This is a genomic window from Curtobacterium sp. PhB146, assembly GCF_004342995.1.
Taxonomy (GTDB): Bacteria; Actinomycetota; Actinomycetes; order Actinomycetales; family Microbacteriaceae; genus Curtobacterium.
The window spans coordinates 510,087-526,158 of record NZ_SMBN01000003.1 but is presented as its reverse complement, the minus strand read 5'-3'; the positions used below and the strand labels follow the sequence as shown (position 1 = coordinate 526,158).

16 protein-coding genes and 1 tRNA gene are annotated in these 16,072 nt (G+C 70.2%); 11 read left to right on the top strand and 6 right to left on the bottom strand.

The window, feature by feature from the left end; translation table 11 throughout:
- Nucleotides 1–43: 43 nt before the first annotated feature.
- The 3 genes from EDF33_RS14555 to EDF33_RS14545 are packed head-to-tail and all read left to right on the top strand — an operon-like array spanning nucleotide 44 to nucleotide 1,931.
- Nucleotides 44–784, top strand: coding sequence for an SDR family oxidoreductase (locus EDF33_RS14555; RefSeq protein WP_173168542.1), 741 nt, complete (start codon nucleotides 44–46; stop codon nucleotides 782–784).
- Nucleotides 784–1,686, top strand: a complete 903-nt coding sequence (locus EDF33_RS14550; protein WP_132100392.1) for an SDR family oxidoreductase — start codon at nucleotides 784–786, stop codon at nucleotides 1,684–1,686. The genes EDF33_RS14555 and EDF33_RS14550 overlap by 1 nt, the downstream gene beginning before the upstream one ends.
- A 38-nt stretch (nucleotides 1,687–1,724) precedes the next feature.
- Nucleotides 1,725–1,931 carry a 4-oxalocrotonate tautomerase family protein gene (locus EDF33_RS14545; RefSeq protein WP_066656327.1) on the top strand — a complete coding sequence of 69 codons (207 nt, stop codon included), beginning with the start codon at nucleotides 1,725–1,727 and terminating at the stop codon, nucleotides 1,929–1,931.
- Between the two features lie 63 nt (nucleotides 1,932–1,994).
- Here EDF33_RS14545 and EDF33_RS14540 read toward each other — a convergent pair whose 3' ends face one another.
- Nucleotides 1,995–2,621, bottom strand: a complete 627-nt coding sequence (locus EDF33_RS14540) for a TetR/AcrR family transcriptional regulator (RefSeq protein WP_132100391.1) — start codon at nucleotides 2,619–2,621, stop codon at nucleotides 1,995–1,997.
- 51 nt (nucleotides 2,622–2,672) lie between these two features.
- On the opposite strand from EDF33_RS14540, the gene EDF33_RS14535 reads away from it, so the two are divergent.
- From EDF33_RS14535 to EDF33_RS14525, 3 genes are all read left to right on the top strand, one after another.
- Entirely contained in the window at nucleotides 2,673–3,551 is an 879-nt protein-coding gene (locus EDF33_RS14535) for an SDR family NAD(P)-dependent oxidoreductase (RefSeq protein ID WP_132100390.1), read from the top strand.
- Complete coding sequence (locus EDF33_RS14530; protein ID WP_132100389.1) at nucleotides 3,548–4,528, top strand: hypothetical protein; 981 nt, start codon at nucleotides 3,548–3,550, stop codon at nucleotides 4,526–4,528. Before EDF33_RS14535 ends, EDF33_RS14530 begins: the two co-directional genes overlap by 4 nt.
- Nucleotides 4,529–4,697: 169 nt before the next feature.
- Nucleotides 4,698–5,459: a glucose 1-dehydrogenase gene (locus EDF33_RS14525; protein ID WP_132100388.1), complete on the top strand. Its 762-nt coding sequence runs from the start codon at nucleotides 4,698–4,700 to the stop codon at nucleotides 5,457–5,459.
- On the opposite strand, the gene EDF33_RS14520 is transcribed toward EDF33_RS14525, so the two are convergent.
- Entirely contained in the window at nucleotides 5,444–6,895 is a 1,452-nt protein-coding gene (locus EDF33_RS14520) for an MFS transporter (RefSeq protein ID WP_279388065.1), read from the bottom strand. The two genes, EDF33_RS14525 and EDF33_RS14520, sit on opposite strands and share 16 nt — an antisense overlap.
- Nucleotides 6,896–7,159: 264 nt before the next feature.
- Between EDF33_RS14520 and EDF33_RS14515 the strand changes: the two genes are divergently transcribed.
- The 4 genes from EDF33_RS14515 to EDF33_RS14500 all read left to right on the top strand — a co-directional run bounded on the left by EDF33_RS14515 (nucleotide 7,160) and on the right by EDF33_RS14500 (nucleotide 13,471).
- Nucleotides 7,160–8,032 (top strand): oxidoreductase, encoded by an 873-nt coding sequence (locus EDF33_RS14515; protein ID WP_132100387.1) that lies wholly within the window; start codon nucleotides 7,160–7,162, stop codon nucleotides 8,030–8,032.
- A 75-nt stretch (nucleotides 8,033–8,107) separates the two neighbouring features.
- Nucleotides 8,108–10,192, top strand: a complete 2,085-nt coding sequence (locus EDF33_RS14510) for a GMC oxidoreductase (RefSeq protein ID WP_132100386.1) — start codon at nucleotides 8,108–8,110, stop codon at nucleotides 10,190–10,192.
- 36 nt (nucleotides 10,193–10,228) lie between these two features.
- On the top strand, nucleotides 10,229–11,608 hold the full coding sequence (locus tag EDF33_RS14505) for a hypothetical protein (protein WP_132100385.1): 1,380 nt from the start codon (nucleotides 10,229–10,231) through the stop codon (nucleotides 11,606–11,608).
- A gap of 132 nt (nucleotides 11,609–11,740) precedes the next feature.
- Nucleotides 11,741–13,471 carry an AAA family ATPase gene (locus EDF33_RS14500; RefSeq protein WP_132100384.1) on the top strand — a complete coding sequence of 577 codons (1,731 nt, stop codon included), beginning with the start codon at nucleotides 11,741–11,743 and terminating at the stop codon, nucleotides 13,469–13,471.
- Between the two features lie 10 nt (nucleotides 13,472–13,481).
- Here the strand turns inward: EDF33_RS14500 and EDF33_RS14495 are convergent, their stop codons facing one another.
- A complete protein-coding gene (locus EDF33_RS14495; protein WP_132100383.1) occupies nucleotides 13,482–13,688 on the bottom strand; it encodes a hypothetical protein in 207 nt (68 codons plus the stop codon).
- Nucleotides 13,689–13,897: 209 nt separating this feature from the next.
- Between EDF33_RS14495 and EDF33_RS14490 the strand changes: the two genes are divergently transcribed.
- A tRNA-Gly gene (locus tag EDF33_RS14490) sits at nucleotides 13,898–13,969 on the top strand.
- A 274-nt stretch (nucleotides 13,970–14,243) separates the two neighbouring features.
- Here EDF33_RS14490 and EDF33_RS14485 read toward each other — a convergent pair.
- The 3 genes from EDF33_RS14485 to EDF33_RS14475 are packed head-to-tail and all read right to left on the bottom strand — an operon-like array spanning nucleotide 14,244 to nucleotide 15,942.
- Nucleotides 14,244–14,513 (bottom strand): DUF6510 family protein, encoded by a 270-nt coding sequence (locus tag EDF33_RS14485; protein WP_132100382.1) that lies wholly within the window; start codon nucleotides 14,511–14,513, stop codon nucleotides 14,244–14,246.
- The gene (locus tag EDF33_RS14480) at nucleotides 14,513–15,352 is read right to left on the bottom strand and encodes a ferredoxin reductase (protein WP_243692458.1); all 840 of its coding nucleotides are present in this window, start codon (nucleotides 15,350–15,352) and stop codon (nucleotides 14,513–14,515) included. The genes EDF33_RS14485 and EDF33_RS14480 overlap by 1 nt, the downstream gene beginning before the upstream one ends.
- Entirely contained in the window at nucleotides 15,349–15,942 is a 594-nt protein-coding gene (locus EDF33_RS14475) for a molybdopterin-dependent oxidoreductase (RefSeq protein ID WP_123938053.1), read from the bottom strand. The genes EDF33_RS14480 and EDF33_RS14475 overlap by 4 nt, the downstream gene beginning before the upstream one ends.
- Between the last annotated feature and the right edge of the window lie 130 nt (nucleotides 15,943–16,072).

The window sequence follows — 16,072 nt, the reverse complement described above, 5'->3', positions numbered from 1 at the left end:
GTAGCGCCGAAATGATGGGCGCATATCGATGAAAGGACACCCCATGGCTCACACTTCTGCACGCGTTGCCATCGTCACGGGCGGCTCGCGCGGCATCGGCCGCGCGGTCTCGTCCCGTCTGGCAGCGGACGGCTTCACCGTGGTCGTGAACCACGCGAGCGGGTCGGCAGCTGCCGCGGCCACCGTCGAGGAGATCACAGCAGCCGGCGGACACGCGGTCGCCGTGCAGGCAGACGTCGCCGACGAGCACGCCGTGGCCGCCATGTTCGACCAGGTCGAGGCCGACCACGGTGGCGTCGACGTCGTCGTGCACTCCGCCGGACGCCTCGCACTGTCGACGATCGCCGACCAGGACCTGGAGGTCCTCGACGCGCTGCACCGGACGAACATCCGCGGCACCTTCGTCGTCGCACAGCAAGCGGCTCGTCGCCTCCGCGCCGGCGGCGCGTTCGTCGGCATGTCGACCTCGGTGGTCGGGACGCAGTTCCCCACCTACGGCGCCTACGTCGCGAGCAAGAGCGCGGCAGAGGGCATGACGCTGATCCTGGCGAAGGAGCTCCGTGGCCGTGACGTCACGGCGAACGTGGTCGCTCCGGGGCCGACGGCGACCGAGCTGTTCCTCGACGGGAAGACGGAAGAGCAGATCGACACGCTGGCGAAGGCACCGCCCCTCGAGCGCCTCGGCACTCCGGAGGACATCGCCGGCGTCGTGGCGTTCCTGGTCGGACCGGACGGACACTGGGTGAACGGGCAGACCATCCGCGCCAACGGGGGGATGGTCTGATGCCCACGCCGCGGGTCGTCCTCGTCACCGGAGCCTCGAGCGGCTTCGGTCGCCTGACGGCGGAGTCGCTCGCACGGGCAGGCAACGTCGTCATCGCGGGAATGCGCGCCGTCGACGGTCGGAACGCGACCGCTCGCAGGGCGCTCGAGGACCTCGCCGACCGTGAGGCGCTGCGGCTCGGCGCCGTCGAGCTCGACGTCCAGTCGCTGCAGGCCGTCGAGGACGCGGTCGACACCGTCGTCCGTGCCCACGGGCGCATCGACGTCCTCGTGCAGAACGCCGGACACATGGCCTACGGCCCGGCCGAGGCGTTCACGCCGGAGCAGTTCGCGGCGCTGTACGACGTCAACGTGGTCGGCGCCCAACGCGTCGCCCGTGCCGTCCTGCCCCACATGCGTGACCGCCGGTCCGGACTGGTCGTCTGGGTGGGCAGTTCGTCGACCCGCGGCGGGCACCCGCCGTTCCTGGCGCCGTACTTCGCGGCGAAGGCCGGGTTGGACGCCCTGGCCGAGAGCTACGCCGCAGAACTCGTCCGCTTCGGCATCGACACCACCATCGTGGTCCCGGGTGCCTTCACCTCGGGCACGAACCACTTCACGAACGCCGCGCTGCCGGCGGACGCCGACCGCGTCGCTGCACACGACGAGGAGTACGGAGCGCTCCGGCGGGACCTGACCGGCCGCCTCGCCGAGACCGTGCCGGCGGACGCCGACGTGCAGGACGTCGCCGACGAGATCGTACGGGTCGTGGACCTGCCCGGCGGTGGTCGTCCGTACCGCGTCCACATCGATCCCTCGCACGACGGCAGCGAGGTCGTCTCGGCCGTCGCGGACCGCATCCGAGCCGAGTTCTACCGCCGCGTCGGCATCGAGGACCTCCTGTCCCCGAACGCCGCACCCTGACCCCCGGAACGTCCGGACCCCCCACTGAGAGGAACACCATGCCCTTCGCCAACATCAAGGTCCCTGCTGACACCCTGACCCCCGAGTCCAAGAAGAAGCTCCAGGACGCCGTCACCGATGCCATCGTCGACGTCTACGGCGAGCGAGCCCGACCGACGACGCTCGTCATCCTCGACGAGGTCGCCGACGGTGGCTGGATGCTCGGCGGCACCATCCTCAACGAAGCGATGCTCGGCCGCGTCTGACCGTCCGCGCGCGGCGGGGGCCGGCAACACGGTTCCCCGCCGCCTTCGGCCGCCACGCGTCGATCACGGGCCGGACTGGCTCAGCGAGACGTCGGAGGGCCGGCCGAGCTGCTGCTCGATCTGTGGGAGGAGCATCCGCACCGCCGCGACGACGACCTCGTCCACACGCTCCGGCGGGATCCGCCCGGCCGCCGCCAGTGCGCTGATGCCCTCGGTCGTCGCTGCGAGCAGGAACGGGACCGGGCCCATCGATGCCGGGTCGCGCTCACCGAGCAGTTCCGCACCCAGGGCGAAGAACCGCTCCGCCGAGGACCACGACCCGTGGTCGCCGTCGGGTCGCGGGCCGTCGTCGGTCGACGTGAACATCAGTTGGACGAGAGGGCCGTTCTCCTGGGCGAAGCGGACGTGCGCTCGGACGTACTCGGTGAGACGGGGCCCGAGGTCGCCGGGGCCGCGCGCGGCCTCCAGGTGGCCACGGAGTTCGTCGAAGCCGTCCGCGGCGATCGCGTCGAGGACGGCCTCCCGGTCGCGGAAGTGTCGCAGGGGCGCGCCGTGACTGACGCCGACGCGGCGCGCGAGCTCCCGCACGGTCACCGCCTGCTGCCCCTCCTCGACCAGGAGCGCACGGCCCTCCCGCACGAGCTCCTGCCGCAGTGAGCCGTGGTGGTACGGACGAGCTTGCGCACTCATGACCCCAGTGTAGACGTTGACAACAAAGTAGTCAGTGTCTACATTGGCGGCATGGACGACATCAGGACCGGTCGAGCTCCGACCGACGAGACCGTGATCATCACCGGCGGCACGAGCGGTATCGGCCGAGCGACGGCCGTCGCACTGGCGGGATCGGGAGCGCGGATCATCCTCGCGGTCCGCAACGAGGAGAAGGGCCGGGCGGTCGTCTCCGCCCTCCCCGGCGCTCCGGGGACCCACCGTGTGCGCCGTCTCGACCTCGCCCGGCTCGACACGGTCGAGGCGTTCGCCGACGGCATCGACGAGCCGATCGCGATCCTGGTGAACAACGCCGGCGTCGAGTCGAAGGACCTGGAACGGACGGCGGACGGGCACGAACTCCAGTTCGGGACGAACCACCTCGGACACTTCCTGCTGACGACGCTGCTCCTGCCGCACGTCACCGACCGCGTCGTCACCGTCGCCTCCCAGGCGGAACGCATGGCCCGACTCGACCTCACCGACCTCGACTGGTACCGGCGCACCTACAACGCCGGCCGTGCGTACGCCGACTCCAAGCTCGCCAACCTGCTGTTCACGTCCGAACTCGACCGGCGCCTGCTGGCGTCGGGGTCCCGGGTGCGCGCGCTGGCAGCCCACCCGGGCCTGGTGAAGACGGCGATCTACGAGCGACCGGCCGGACAGCGCCCCAACCTGTGGGACCGTCTCGTCCCGGTCCTCGGGCAGGAGCCAGAGGACGGTGCGCTGCCGTCCCTGATGGCCGCGAGCGCCGACCTGCCCGGTGGGACCTTCGTCGGACCGCGGCGCATGATGCACATGCGCGGTGGAGCCGAGGTCATCGGCCGGTCGAAGCAGGCACAGGACCCGGAGACCGCTGCTCGGCTCTGGTCGATCTCCGAGGAGCTGACTGCGGTGGACGCCCGCTCGTGAGCGTCGTCCTCGACGCGACCCGTGCCCTCCTGCTCAGTACCCGGGGATGGCACCGGCCGCTCGTGGCGTTCGCCGCGCTGATGGGCGTCTGGGCGGTGGTGTGCGTCGTCGGGTTGTTGGTCGATCCGCGCACGCTCGCAGCCGACCCGATCTGGGCGAAGCCGCTCAAGTTCTCCGTGTCGCTCGCGCTCTACGCCGTGACGCTGGCGTGGATGCTCTCCCTGGTGCAGCGGCCCGTCCTGCGACGGATCGGCTGGTGGGCCGGAACCGTCGGCGCCGCCGCATCGCTGCTCGAGATCGTCGTGATCTCGATCCAGGTGGTGCGAGGCGTGGGGAGCCACTTCAACGTGTCGACCCCGACGAACCAGTTGTTCTACCAGCTCATGGCCGGTGGGGTCACCCTGATGTACTGCGCCACGCTGCTCGTCGGCGCCGCAGTCGCGGTCTTCTCGAACCTGGACGACCGGGCGTCGGCCTGGGCGCTCCGGATCGGGCTCGTCGTCGCCCTGGCTGGCCTCTCCGTGGGGTTCCTCATGGTCATCCCCACTGCGGCGCAGCTGGCCGATCCGGGCTCGGGGACGTACGGCTCGCACTCCGTCGGGGGCGACGACCCTTCCGGCGGGATCCCCCTGCTCGGCTGGAACAGCCTCCACGGCGACCTCCGCGTGTCCCACTTCATCGGGATGCACGCCCTGCAGGTGCTGCCCCTCCTCGCGCTCGTCCTGCCGGCGACGATGCGGGAGCGGTCGCGCGTGCGCGTCGTGGTCGTCGCAGGGGCGGCGTACGCCGCGGTCACCTCGATCGCGCTGTGGCAGGCCCTGCGGGGCCAGTCGGTCCTCCGCCCGGACCTGCTGACGATCGGAGCGGTGGGAATCGTCGCCGTGCTCGTCGTGACCAGCGTCGTGCTCGTTGCCCCACCGGGGCGAGCCGTTCGAGCGTTCGTGGATCGCAGAGGGAATCGAGAAGGCGGCGGATGAACGCGGAGGGCCGTGACCGGGAGAGCGGGCGGCGGTGGTCGTGACCACAGCCGTGGGCGCGGCGCGCGGCGGACGCACGCCGCGCCTCCCGGCCGGGTGCGTGTACGCAGGGCGGTACCTCGTCGACGCGGTGCACCGCGCCGACCCCGCTCAGGAAGGCGCCCGCTCCATGACCTCACCCTTCGACCTCACCGGCAGGACCGCCCTCGTCACCGGCGGCAACCAGGGACTCGGTCGGGCGTTCGCGTTCGGCCTCGCCGAGGCCGGCGCCCGCGTCGCCATCGTCGGGCGCTCCGCGGAGCGCAACGCCCGGGTCGCCGCCGAGGCCGCGGACGCCGGCCTCGACTTCGTCACCATCACGGCGGACATCACCGACGGCGAGCAGGTGGCGCGCATGACCGAGGAGGCGATGACGGCCCTCGGCCGCATCGACGTGCTCGTCAACAACGCCGGCACGTGCCACCACCGGGACGCCTTCGACGTCCCCGACAGGGAGTGGGACGACGTGTTCGACCTCAACGTCCGCGCACTGTGGAAGACGTCGACCGCGGTCGGCACTCACATGCGCGATGCCGGCTCGGGCTCGATCGTGAACATCGGCAGCATGTCGGGCCTCATCGTGAACCGGCCGCAGTGGCAGCCGGCGTACAACGCGTCGAAGGCCGCCGTGCACCACCTGACGAAGTCGCTCGCCGTCGAGTGGGCGAAGTACGGCATCCGCGTGAACGCCGTCGCACCCGGGTACGTGAAGACCGAGATGGCTCCGGTGGACTCTCCGGAGTTCCGGCGGTACTGGATCGAGGACGCGCCGCAGCAACGGTTCGCCCTGCCCGAGGAGATCGCCCCGAGCGTCGTGTTCCTGGCGAGCGACGCGGCGTCGTTCATCACCGGATCCGTGCTGGTGGCAGACGGCGGCTACAGCGCGGTTTGAGCCGGTTCGGCCACCGACGTGCCCGCGCGGGCCTTCGCGCGGGCCATGCCGAAGCCGACGAGCAGGGCGGCGACGACCGTCAGGACGGCACCCGCGACGGTGATCCCGCCCTCGAACGCGGCCAAGCGTTCAGCCGTCCAGGACGTCGTCGCGATGCTGCCGGGCACGAGCACCGCCAGCACCGTCCCGGTCGCCGAGATGCCCACCGCGGTCGCGACCTCGCTCGAGGTGTCGACGAGCGCCGCACCGATCGACGTCCGGTTCGACGGCAGGCCCCGGAGCACGTTGTTGCCGGCGACGACCCCGACGACCCGCATCCCCGCGGCGACGAGGACGAGTGCCGCGGCGACCCAGCCGTACCCGGCACGCCCGCCGACCGTGAAGAGCGCGAGTCCCGCGACGACGGCGCCGGCGCTCAGCCAGGCCGCGCGGCCGAGGCCCACCCGCTGCACGAACGGGCCGACGAAGCGTCCGGATGCCAGGAGCACCACCACCTGCGGCAGCGTCCCGATCGCGGCGAGTGCCGGTGACCAGCCCCAGGCGAACTGCAGCTGCAGCGTCACCAGGTACGACAGGCCGGAGACGGCCAGGCCGGAGGCCGCCTTGTACGCCAGACCGCTCGCGACGAGCGGACGGGCGAGCAGGCGCAGGTCGAGCAGCGGCTGCGCCGCGGTGCGCTCCCGCCGCACGAAGGCCGCCACCGCAGCGACCGTCACGACGACCCCGGTCCACCCCGGCCAGGAGGCGCTGCCCGCCTCCGCGAAGAGGGTGGGCGTCCCGAGTGCACCGACCAGGGCCGTGGTCCCGAGCAGCGCGCCGGTCACGTCGATCCGCTCGGGGTGCAGGTCCTCCGGTCGGTCAGCGGGCACGCCGACTCGGATGCCGACGAACGCGAGCGCCGCGATCGGCACGTTCACCAGGAGCAGGGCCTGCCACGGCGCCACCGCGAGGGCGAAGCCGCCCGCCGTCGGACCGACCGCGAGCCCGACCAGGCCCGCGGTGGAGATGACCGTCAGCGCCCGGACCCGCAGGGCGTCGGTGTCGAAGAGCCGGAAGGCCAGGGCCATCGACCCGGGCGTCGTCATGGCCGCCGCGAGCCCCATGAGCGCGCGGACCGCGATGAGTTCGCCGGTCGTGGTGACGAGGGTGGTCGCCAGCGCGGAGAGCGCGAGCAGGACCAGGCCGACGAGCATCACCCGGCGTCGGCCGAACCGGTCGGCGACCGCGCCGAACAGGAGCATGAGGGCGCCGAAGACGACCGAGTAGGCGCCGGTGACCCACTGCAGTCCGGTCGTCGACGCGTGGAGCTCACGGCCGATGGTGGGCAGGGCGACGTTCAGCACCGAGTTGTCGAGCATCTCGAACAGGAAGACGGCGGACAGGCCGGCGAGGGCGATCCCGGCGTCACGGAGCCGGGCGGGGGAACGGGTGGACACGTGCACTCCTTCGATGAAGAAGTGGCGACTCGTCCGAGACCGCGTGTGGGTGCCTGGCCGACGGAGCGACGAGGCGTTTTGCCCTCTGGCAGGAGCGTACGTCCAGTGGGGCGTCTGCTGCAAGCGGGCCGTCCGCTGCGAGTGGGCCGTCCGCTGCAAGTGGGCCGGAACGCGCGTCGGTGTCGTGCGAGCCGCTGCCCACGCGAGCAGGCTGTCAGGAGTGCGCTGCGCCCTCGGCGTCGGCACGCCCTCGAAGGAGATCCGATGAGCACCACCACCCCTCGACTGCCGGGCGGCACCTGGACCCTCGGCGACCGGCCGGTCGCACGCTTCGGCTACGGCGCGATGCAGCTCACCGGTCCCCGGGTCGTCGGGCCACCGAAGGACCACAACGAGGCCGTCTCCGTGCTCCGGGACGCCGTCGCGGGCGGCATCACGCACATCGACACCGCCGAGACGTACGGCCCCCGCATCGTCAACGAGCTGGTGCACGAGGCGCTGCACCCGTACGCCGACGACCTCGTCATCGCGACGAAGGTCGGTGCGCGGCGGGACGCCCGAGGCGGGTGGCCGACAGCTCGGGAACCCGACCAACTGCGTGGGCAGGTCGACGACAACCTCGAGACGCTCGGCGTCGACGTGCTGGACCTCGTCAACCTGCGGCTGGGCGACGCGAACGGTCCGGTCGCGGGGCCGATCGCCCCGGCGTTCGAGACGCTGGTCGACCTGCAGCGACAGGGGGTCATCCGGCACCTCGGCGTGAGCAACGCCACGACGGACCAAGTGGCGGAAGCGCAGGGGATCGCACCGATCGTGTCGGTGCAGAACATGTACAACCTGGCCAATCGGCAGGACGACCCGCTCATCGACCGGCTCGCGGCCGAGGAAGTCGCCTACGTGCCGTTCTTCCCGCTCGGTGGCTTCTCTCCGCTGCAGTCCGAGGTGCTCTCGACCGTGGCGACACGGCTCGGGTCGACGCCGATGTCCGTCGCCCTGGCGTGGCTGCTGCGCCGTTCCCCGAACATCCTGCTGATCCCGGGCACGTCGTCGCGGGCACACCTGCGCGAGAACGTCGAGGGAGCCGCCGTCGTGCTGAGCGACGACGACCTGCTCGACCTGGAGGGCATCGGCGGCTGAGCCCGGCCCCGGACGCTCCCGTGTCCGTTACGGTGCTCGTGGGGCGGCACCGGCGCTGCTCGAGAGGCAGGACCGATGACGGACCACGCGGCCACCGCGGCGCAGGAGTTCCTCCGCACGCACGACGAACGGCTCCGTTCCCTGGTCGACCGGGTGGTGCCGGCGGACGAGTACCCGTCGGCGTCCGAGGCCGGCGCGCTCGACTTCCTGGCCGGGGTGCTGGTCGACCGGCCCGACTGGCTGGACCGGCTCCGAGCCGTCGTCGAGCACGCGGACGACCACGAGGGCGTCGACGAGCGCGTCGACGAGCCCCGGGACGAGGACGATCCCGACTGGACCTGGTTCGCCGAGCTCGTGGCCGCGGGCTACTACGCCGACGCGGGGAACGGCGGGAACGCGGGGGAGCGGTCCTGGGAGATGGTGGGGTGGCAGCCCGGTCCGCCGGACGGCTGGAGCGTGCCGGTACCGGTGCCGACCGCAGCGCCCTCGGTCCTGCACCCGTCGCAGCTGGCCGACCGGTACGACGCGGTCGTCGTCGGGTCGGGCGCCGGCGGGGGAGTCGCGGCGTGCGGGCTCGCCGAGTCGGGTCGGCGCGTCCTCGTGGTCGAGGCCGGTGGGTGGCCCGGCACCGCGGAACTCAGCCGTGACCACATCCGGAACCCGCGGTCGAGCTGGGGCGTGGCACCGCGGTCGGGGCCGTCCGACGTCGGCAACCCGCGGACGGTGGCGGACGGTCGCGAGCTCCTGGTGCTCCGGCCCTCGTCACCGGGGTGGCACAACAACGCCGTCACGGCCGGCGGCGGCACGCGGGTCTACGGCGCACAGGCCTGGCGGTTCGGGCCGCGGGACTTCGCGATGGCGTCGACGTACGGCGTGCCAGAAGGCAGCGCCCTGGCCGACTGGCCGTTCGGGTACGACGAGCTCGAGCCCTGGTACGAGCGCGCCGAGTGGGAGATCGGGGTCAGCGGGGGCGATGTCGACGGTCCGTGGTCCGGGGAACGTTCGCGCGCGCGACCGATGCCACCGCTGCCGTCGGGGGCAGCGCGGGACCGGCTCGCCGGCGCCGCGGACGCGCTGGGCATCTCGACGGTGCACGTCCCGCTCCTGATCAACTCGACGCCGTACCTGGGCCGCCGCGCGTGCGAGCAGTGCGGCATGTGCGTCGGCTTCGCGTGCCCGGTCGACGCCAAGAACGGCAGCCAGAACACCATGCTGACCCGCGCGTTCGCCACCGGGAACGCGTCGATCGTGCTCGAGTCGCGGGTCACCCGACTGCGCACGGACGGCGCCGGCCGCGTGGTCGGCGTCACGATCGTCGGCACCGCGGACGGCCGCGACTGGCGGGCCGAGGTCGACGCCGCCGAGGTCGTCGTGGCGGCCGGGGCGGTGGAGTCGGCACGGCTCCTGCTGAACAGCCGGAGCGACCGCGAGCCCGACGGCCTCGGCAACGGTGCGGACCAGGTCGGCCGGCACCTGCAGGGCCACGTCTACGGCGGCGCGATGGGGGTCTTCGACGACGCGGTGGACGACGGTCTCGGACCGGGGCCGTCGATCGCCACCACCGACTACCGGCACGGCGTGCCCGGGCAGATCGGTGGCGGGATCCTGGCGAACGAGTTCATCGCGACGCCGTCGAACACGTACCAGTACCTCGTCGGCACGGGGCTCGCGCCGCGTTCCGGGCTCGACGGCAAGCACGCGATGCGGGACCTGGCGCGGCGCAGCATGCGGATCATGGGGCCGATCCAGGAGGTCACCACGGCCGACGCACGCGTCCGGGTCGACCCCGCTGTGACGGACCGGTACGGCATCCCGGTGGCGTCGTTCAGCGGTGGGGTCCACCCGGAGGACGTCCGTGCTCGCGACCACACCAGCGCCCGGAGCGGCGACTGGTTGCGCGCGGCCGGCGCCACGCGCGTGGCGGAGCTGCACGGTCTGGTCCGGGGCACGAGCGGTGGCCAGCACCAGGCCGGCACGCTCCGGATGGGGACAGACCCGGCGTCGTCGGTCGTCGACCCGTTCGGCCGGGTGTGGGGACACGACAACCTGCGCGTGACCGACGGCTCGGTGCACGTCACGAACGGCGGGGTGAACCCGGTGCTCACCATCCTGGCGACCGCGATGCGGAGCGTCGACGCGATGGTCGCGCAGCACGGTTGACCACGTCACCGGTCCGCCACCGATACGGTGGCGTCCGTGACCGACGACCCTGAAGCCGCCATCGCCCAGCACGTCCACGACGCGTGGGACGGTTCCCTGCGGCTCGTGCACATCACGATCTCGGACGAGGACGGCGACGCCTACCCCGGCCAGGACGTCGACCGGTGGGTGATCGACGTCCGGGTGCCCATCACCGACGACGAGGCCGAAGCGGTGTCGGTCGCCGAGGTCGCCGCGTACACGAGCCGATCGCCCGAGTCGGTCGAGGCACTGGTGCTCGGGTACCAGGTGTCCGACGTCGACGGTGACTTCGCCGCGGCGATCGTCGTGCCGGACGCGACCGGCGAGACCTTCCTGTCGCTGCAGACGCACGCCGCCGAGATGCTCGGCAAGCCGGACCTGCTGGCGCTCGACCGCCTCACCGTGCGACCGGCGTACCGCGGGCTGCCCGGACTCGTCCCCGCCGTGGTCGACGCCGTGCGCCGTGGCCCCGCCGGTCGATCGGCGTCGTGGGTGCTCGCGGACCCCTCGGTCTGGAACGTGCCGTTCGAGGACCAGGACCGTGCGGCCGGCGAGTTCGTCCAGTGGGCGGACACCCCCGTGTTCGCGTCGATGAACGCCGACCACGAGGACCTCGAGCGGTTGGCCGCCGTGCCCCCGACCGGCGGCATCGTCATGGGGTCCCGCTCGGACGAGGTGCACCTCGGCGACGCGCTCGACGAAGCATTGGCACGTCCGGCGATCGCAGTCGCGTTCGCCCTGCCGCCGAAGCTCCCGGCGAGCATCTGGGCCGCGGCCCCCGAGGACGTCCACGGTGTGCACCCCGACGAGGCCACCGGATCCATCACCGTCGAGACGCACGACGAGCAGCTCGAGGTCGTCGGATCGCCCGGCACGGCACCGCAGCTGGTCGGGACCTCGGCCTCGGCCGACGCCGCGACGCAGGACTGGCTCCGGGCGGTGCACCAGCGCTGGTGGCAGTACGAACCCGGACTGCACGACCGGATCCACGAGGTCGTCGACGAGTACCTGACGTCGGGGGAGATCGAGTCCGTCACCGACGAACGCGCCCCGCACCTGCACGCACCGGACCTGCCCGTGTTCCGCACCGAGTGGCCCGGGATCGGCGAGGTGCACCTCGAGCCCCTCGGCGAGGACACCGAACCCGTCGTGTACGACGCCGTGCTCGAGGTCGGCGATGCCCACGACCACATCGGGGTCGTCGTCGTGCACGAGTCCGGGCACGTCCGCGCGTCCCTCCACGACGAGTGGAACCCCGGGCTGGTCGACGTGGGCGGTGCGCTCACGCACCTGGTCAGCCTCGGTGCGGGGGAGTTCTTCGCGGACGCGCTGCACGACGAGCTGTCGGCCGGCGCCGAGCACGCGATCCTGACGGGCGACGTGCGCGGGCACTAACAACAACTCACTCGGTGTATACGACGAAGCTCCCCGTGAGCAACTGACGCACGACACGCTACGTGTCCCGCGGGACACGTCGCAGATGTGCGATAGTTGAGAGTCTCTTACCTACTCGATCTAAGGTAGTCCATGAAGCTCGTGCGTTTGGACGTTAAATCGTTCCGCTCTTTTGTCGAAGGCATCGAAACTCCTCTTGTGTCGGGCATGAATGCCTTTGTCGGACCTAACAATTGCGGTAAGTCCAACCTCATTCGAGCACTCAAGATGGCGCTCGACGAAAACTGGGAATTTGACGCTGATCGCGATGTGCCTGGACAACGGCTTTTCGCTTACCCTCGCACGACTTTAACATTCAAAGTCGCAGGGAAGACAGGGCCTGAAAAAACCCTGCTTCGGTACCTGAAAGAATACGAAGAAAGCGTGCTAGGCGACGGTAAGTCGACTTACTCTGATATGGGTGAACTACGCCTGGTGGTGACGTATCGAGGCAACCGCAACACTGGGCTAGCCCGGCAAGAATACTTTGCGGCGCGCGGTGCAGGTGACCGTCGCGGAGATGCCGAGTTGAACGAGAAGGCCCTGAGACAATTTAGGAAACTCGTTCGGTTTGTCTCTGTGGAGAGTGGCCAGAGCATCGAAACCCTCCTCGTCGGTCAATTTCAGCAGATCCTGCACTCAGTCCTTAGGGAAGAATTAGGTCAGGCGTACGGTGAGTCAGAGCAAGCTCGGGCCAGCTATAAAGACTACCTCCAAAACGGCCTTCTCGCGCCGATGCGGGAAAAAATTCTCGCTCTTAGTAAGCGACTCTTCCCGGAGATGAATGACGTCTCTTTGGTGCCGTCAGTAAACTCACTCGAGGAAAGCCTCTCCGATATCCGCATTCGTCTGTTTGATTCTGTTGAAACCGACTTGGCAGCGAAGGGCACTGGGGTCGCCGGCGGCGTCCTAATTGCACTGCTTCGATACCTCAGTGATGCAACCAAGCAATCTATCGTGTTCGCACTCGAAGAACCCGAGGCATTTTTGCATCCAGCGGCACAGCAAGCCCTCCGCGATGACCTCGAAGGGTTAGCTGAGAGGGAGGATGTGACCCTGCTCGTGACGACCCACTCACCCTATATAATTTCGCGGTCTGGAAGCGCGCAGGTCGTAGGGTTGAACAAGTCTCTGGACGATGGCATTTCGCGGCTTACTGGCTCCGCTCTCGGTAACGACAACCATGCAGCTGTTCTTTCCGGGCTCTTCGTCGACGCAGTGTTGCCTGAAATGTTGGACCGTTACCACTCGGTGCCGACGGCTGCCGAGATATTGCTGGTTGTGGAGGGCGAAACTGACAAGCAATTTATTGAGCTCGCAGCTCGTGCGCTTGATAGGGAGGTCGACATCAATGGAGTGGAAATTGTCGCCTGCACTGGAGCGCATTCGGCCGTCGCTCAAGCAGTCTTACTGAAAGCTGAAGCGCGCCAGGAACTGATTGCGCTCTTCGATTCGGATCAGGAGGGCCGCGCGGCACGGGACCTGATGCGCCACCGGTTCAAGTTCGATAAGAAGAAAGTTCTTGAATATTCGAAGTACGCGAACAATCTTCAAGATGCCGAGAGCGAGTGGCTGTTCCCGGCGGCGATGATGCAACGGTTTGTCGACGAGCTTGGCGAAGACCTTGTGCTCAAGTCGAAAACGAAACTCGGCGGTGAATACCGCTACGACTTCACTCCCCATGGCAAGGAACAATTCCCGGTATGGCTCGCGGCAAACGCGAAGGCCGAGGACTTCGGTCGCTGGTCCGCTCTACTCGATGACCTCAAGAATTATCTAGAGCAAGCTAGATCTGCGTCTGCGACGTCCTCAACAGAATCCTGACGCCGTCGGCTCAGACCGGCCGGTAGATCGCGATGGGCGGAGCCTGGTCGTCCCCGTCGTCGTGCGCGCCCCCGGTGGCGAGCCAGGTCCGCCCCTCGTGCTCGATCGTGGTCGGCAGGTCGCCGTGCACCAGGATGCGGATGGCGGGGGTGTCACCGTCGATCAGGTCGACGCCGTGGGCCTCGGTCCCGCCCGGGTTGTCGTGCACGTAGCTCATGCTCCGATCGAACTCCTCGGTGCCTGATGACCGCGCCTGATGACCGCGCCTGATGACCGCGCCGGGCCGCGCCGGGCCGCGCCGGGCCGCGCCGGGCCGCGCCGGACCGCGCCTCGCGACACCGGACACGCCCGGATCTGCCGCAGAACACGTCCGTGGGCCCGGGATCGGGTACAGTCGACTCCGCACGGCCCACACGGCGTGCGAATGCGGATGTGGCGCAGTGGTAGCGCATCACCTTGCCAAGGTGAGGGTCGCGAGTTCGAATCTCGTCATCCGCTCGGACGGAACAGGACCCCCGGGGTTGCTCACAGAGCAGCACCGGGGGTTCTGTCGTTCCCGGGCGCCGTGAGCGGGCGCATCCGGGGGCGCAGGCTTCGGGTACCCGCGCCCACCGGACGCAGAGGCCGCACTGCCCCGAGTGGAGACGCCGGGTGGGTGGCCCAGCGATGTCCCGAAGAGTCATCCGGAGCATCGTCTCGGTCGGATTGGACCCCAGTTCGGGGCATGCGGAAAGCCGCAAGAACTCCGCACGACATGCGGTCGGCGATTGCGCTAGCCGCGATCCTCGGGTAATGGGATCAGCGTGGCGCGCGTGCCGGGGAGGCTGATCCAGCGCGCGGATCCGGCCTCGACCACCGTGACGAGCACGGTGTCACACGTCCGGCACCGGGCGTCGGTGCCCATCGCCGAGCAGTACACGGCGGTGCGCGCGACCGATCCGCGGGACCCGCACCCCGCGCAGCAGAGCACCGTCACGGTCGGCTCCGGTCCGAGCACTTCGGACAGGACCCCCGCGAGCGCGTTGCCGTCGACGACCGTCATCAGCTGCCCCCGAACCGTTCGGCACGGACGTCGGTGGTGTCGTGTCCGAGGTCGGCGAGCCAGCGGAGCACCTGTTCGACGAAGGGCGTCGAGCCGCACACGTAGACGAGCGCCCTGGCGTCGGGTGGGAAGACCGCGGCGGCGAGCGCATCGCGGGTCAGCCGTCCCGCGGGGACGGCGGACCCGCGTGGAGCGGTCCGGCTGTACACGGTGGTCACCTCGAGCGGAGCGTCGGAAGCGACGGCCCGGTCGAGTTCGGCGCGGAAGAAGACGTCGTCGGGGGTCCGGACGGCGACGAGCAACCGGAACGGTGCGGGGTCCCCGGCCTCGGCGTGCGCGGTGACCATCGCGACGAGCGGCACGATCCCCGAGCCGCCGGCGATCAGCTGCACCGGACGGGCGGACGGGGCGGGACGCCACACGAACCAGCCGCCGAGCGGCCCGTGCACCTCGAGCGCGTCGCCGACCTCGACCGCGTCGACCAGGAACGGGGACACCTCGCCACCCTCGACGCGGTCGACGGCGAGCACGACGTCGGTCCGGTCGCCCGCCGACGCGATCGAGTAGGAGCGGGATGCCTGGTAGCCGTCCTCGGCCGTGAGTCGCAGGTCCAGGTGCTGGCCCGGGTCGCTCCCCGGCCACGTCGGGACGTCCAGGACGACCCGACGGGCGTTCGGGGTCTCGCGCTCCACCGAGGCGACCGTCGCGGGGTGCCAGGCCGGCCGCCTGCGGGGCGGGGGCCGACCGGCGGGCGCGATCCGGGCCTCCAGGTCGGTGGACGGGTCGGTGGACAGGTCCGTGGACACGTCGGCGGACACGTCGGTGTCGGGAACCGTCACCAGTACCGCTCTTCCTTCCACGGGTCGCCGTGCAGGTTGTAGCCCGCGTTCTCCCAGAAGCCCGGTTCGTCGTCCGCCTGCATGACGATCCCGCTCACCCACTTCGCGCTCTTCCAGAAGTACAGGTGCGGCACCAGCAGGCGCGCCGGACCGCCGTGTTCGGGCTCGAGCGGTTCGCCGTCGGCCTCGAACGCGATCCACGCCTTGCCGTCCAGCAGCTCGTCGAGCGGCACGTTCGTCGTGTACCCGCCGGTGCTGTGCACCATGCAGTAGTCGAGCGACGTCTCGACGTCCTCGAACAGGCGGTCGAGGGGGACGCCGCGCCACGGCATGTCGAGCTTGGTCCAGTGGGTGACGCAGTGGATGTCGACGGTGACGTCCTCGACGCCGAGCGCGTGCACCTCGTCCCACGTCCAGGTGTGCAGACCGTTCTCGGTGCGGATCGAGAAGACCCACGACGCCGGATCGACGTCGGGCGTGGCACCGGCCGACAGGACCGGCCAGTCGCGCACCAGGGTCTGGCCGGGCGGGATGCGGGTGTCGTCGCGGTCGGCTCGACGGCCACCGAACCCCCTGGTGAACGTCGCCATGATCCTCCTCGGACGGAATGGTCCGATCATGCTCCGTGCCGGCGGCGCCCGTGTAACGAGTTCGTAAACACTCGGACGGACGAGGAGCAGGAGTTGGGGGATCGCCAGGTTCCCTCTATCGTTCACCGGA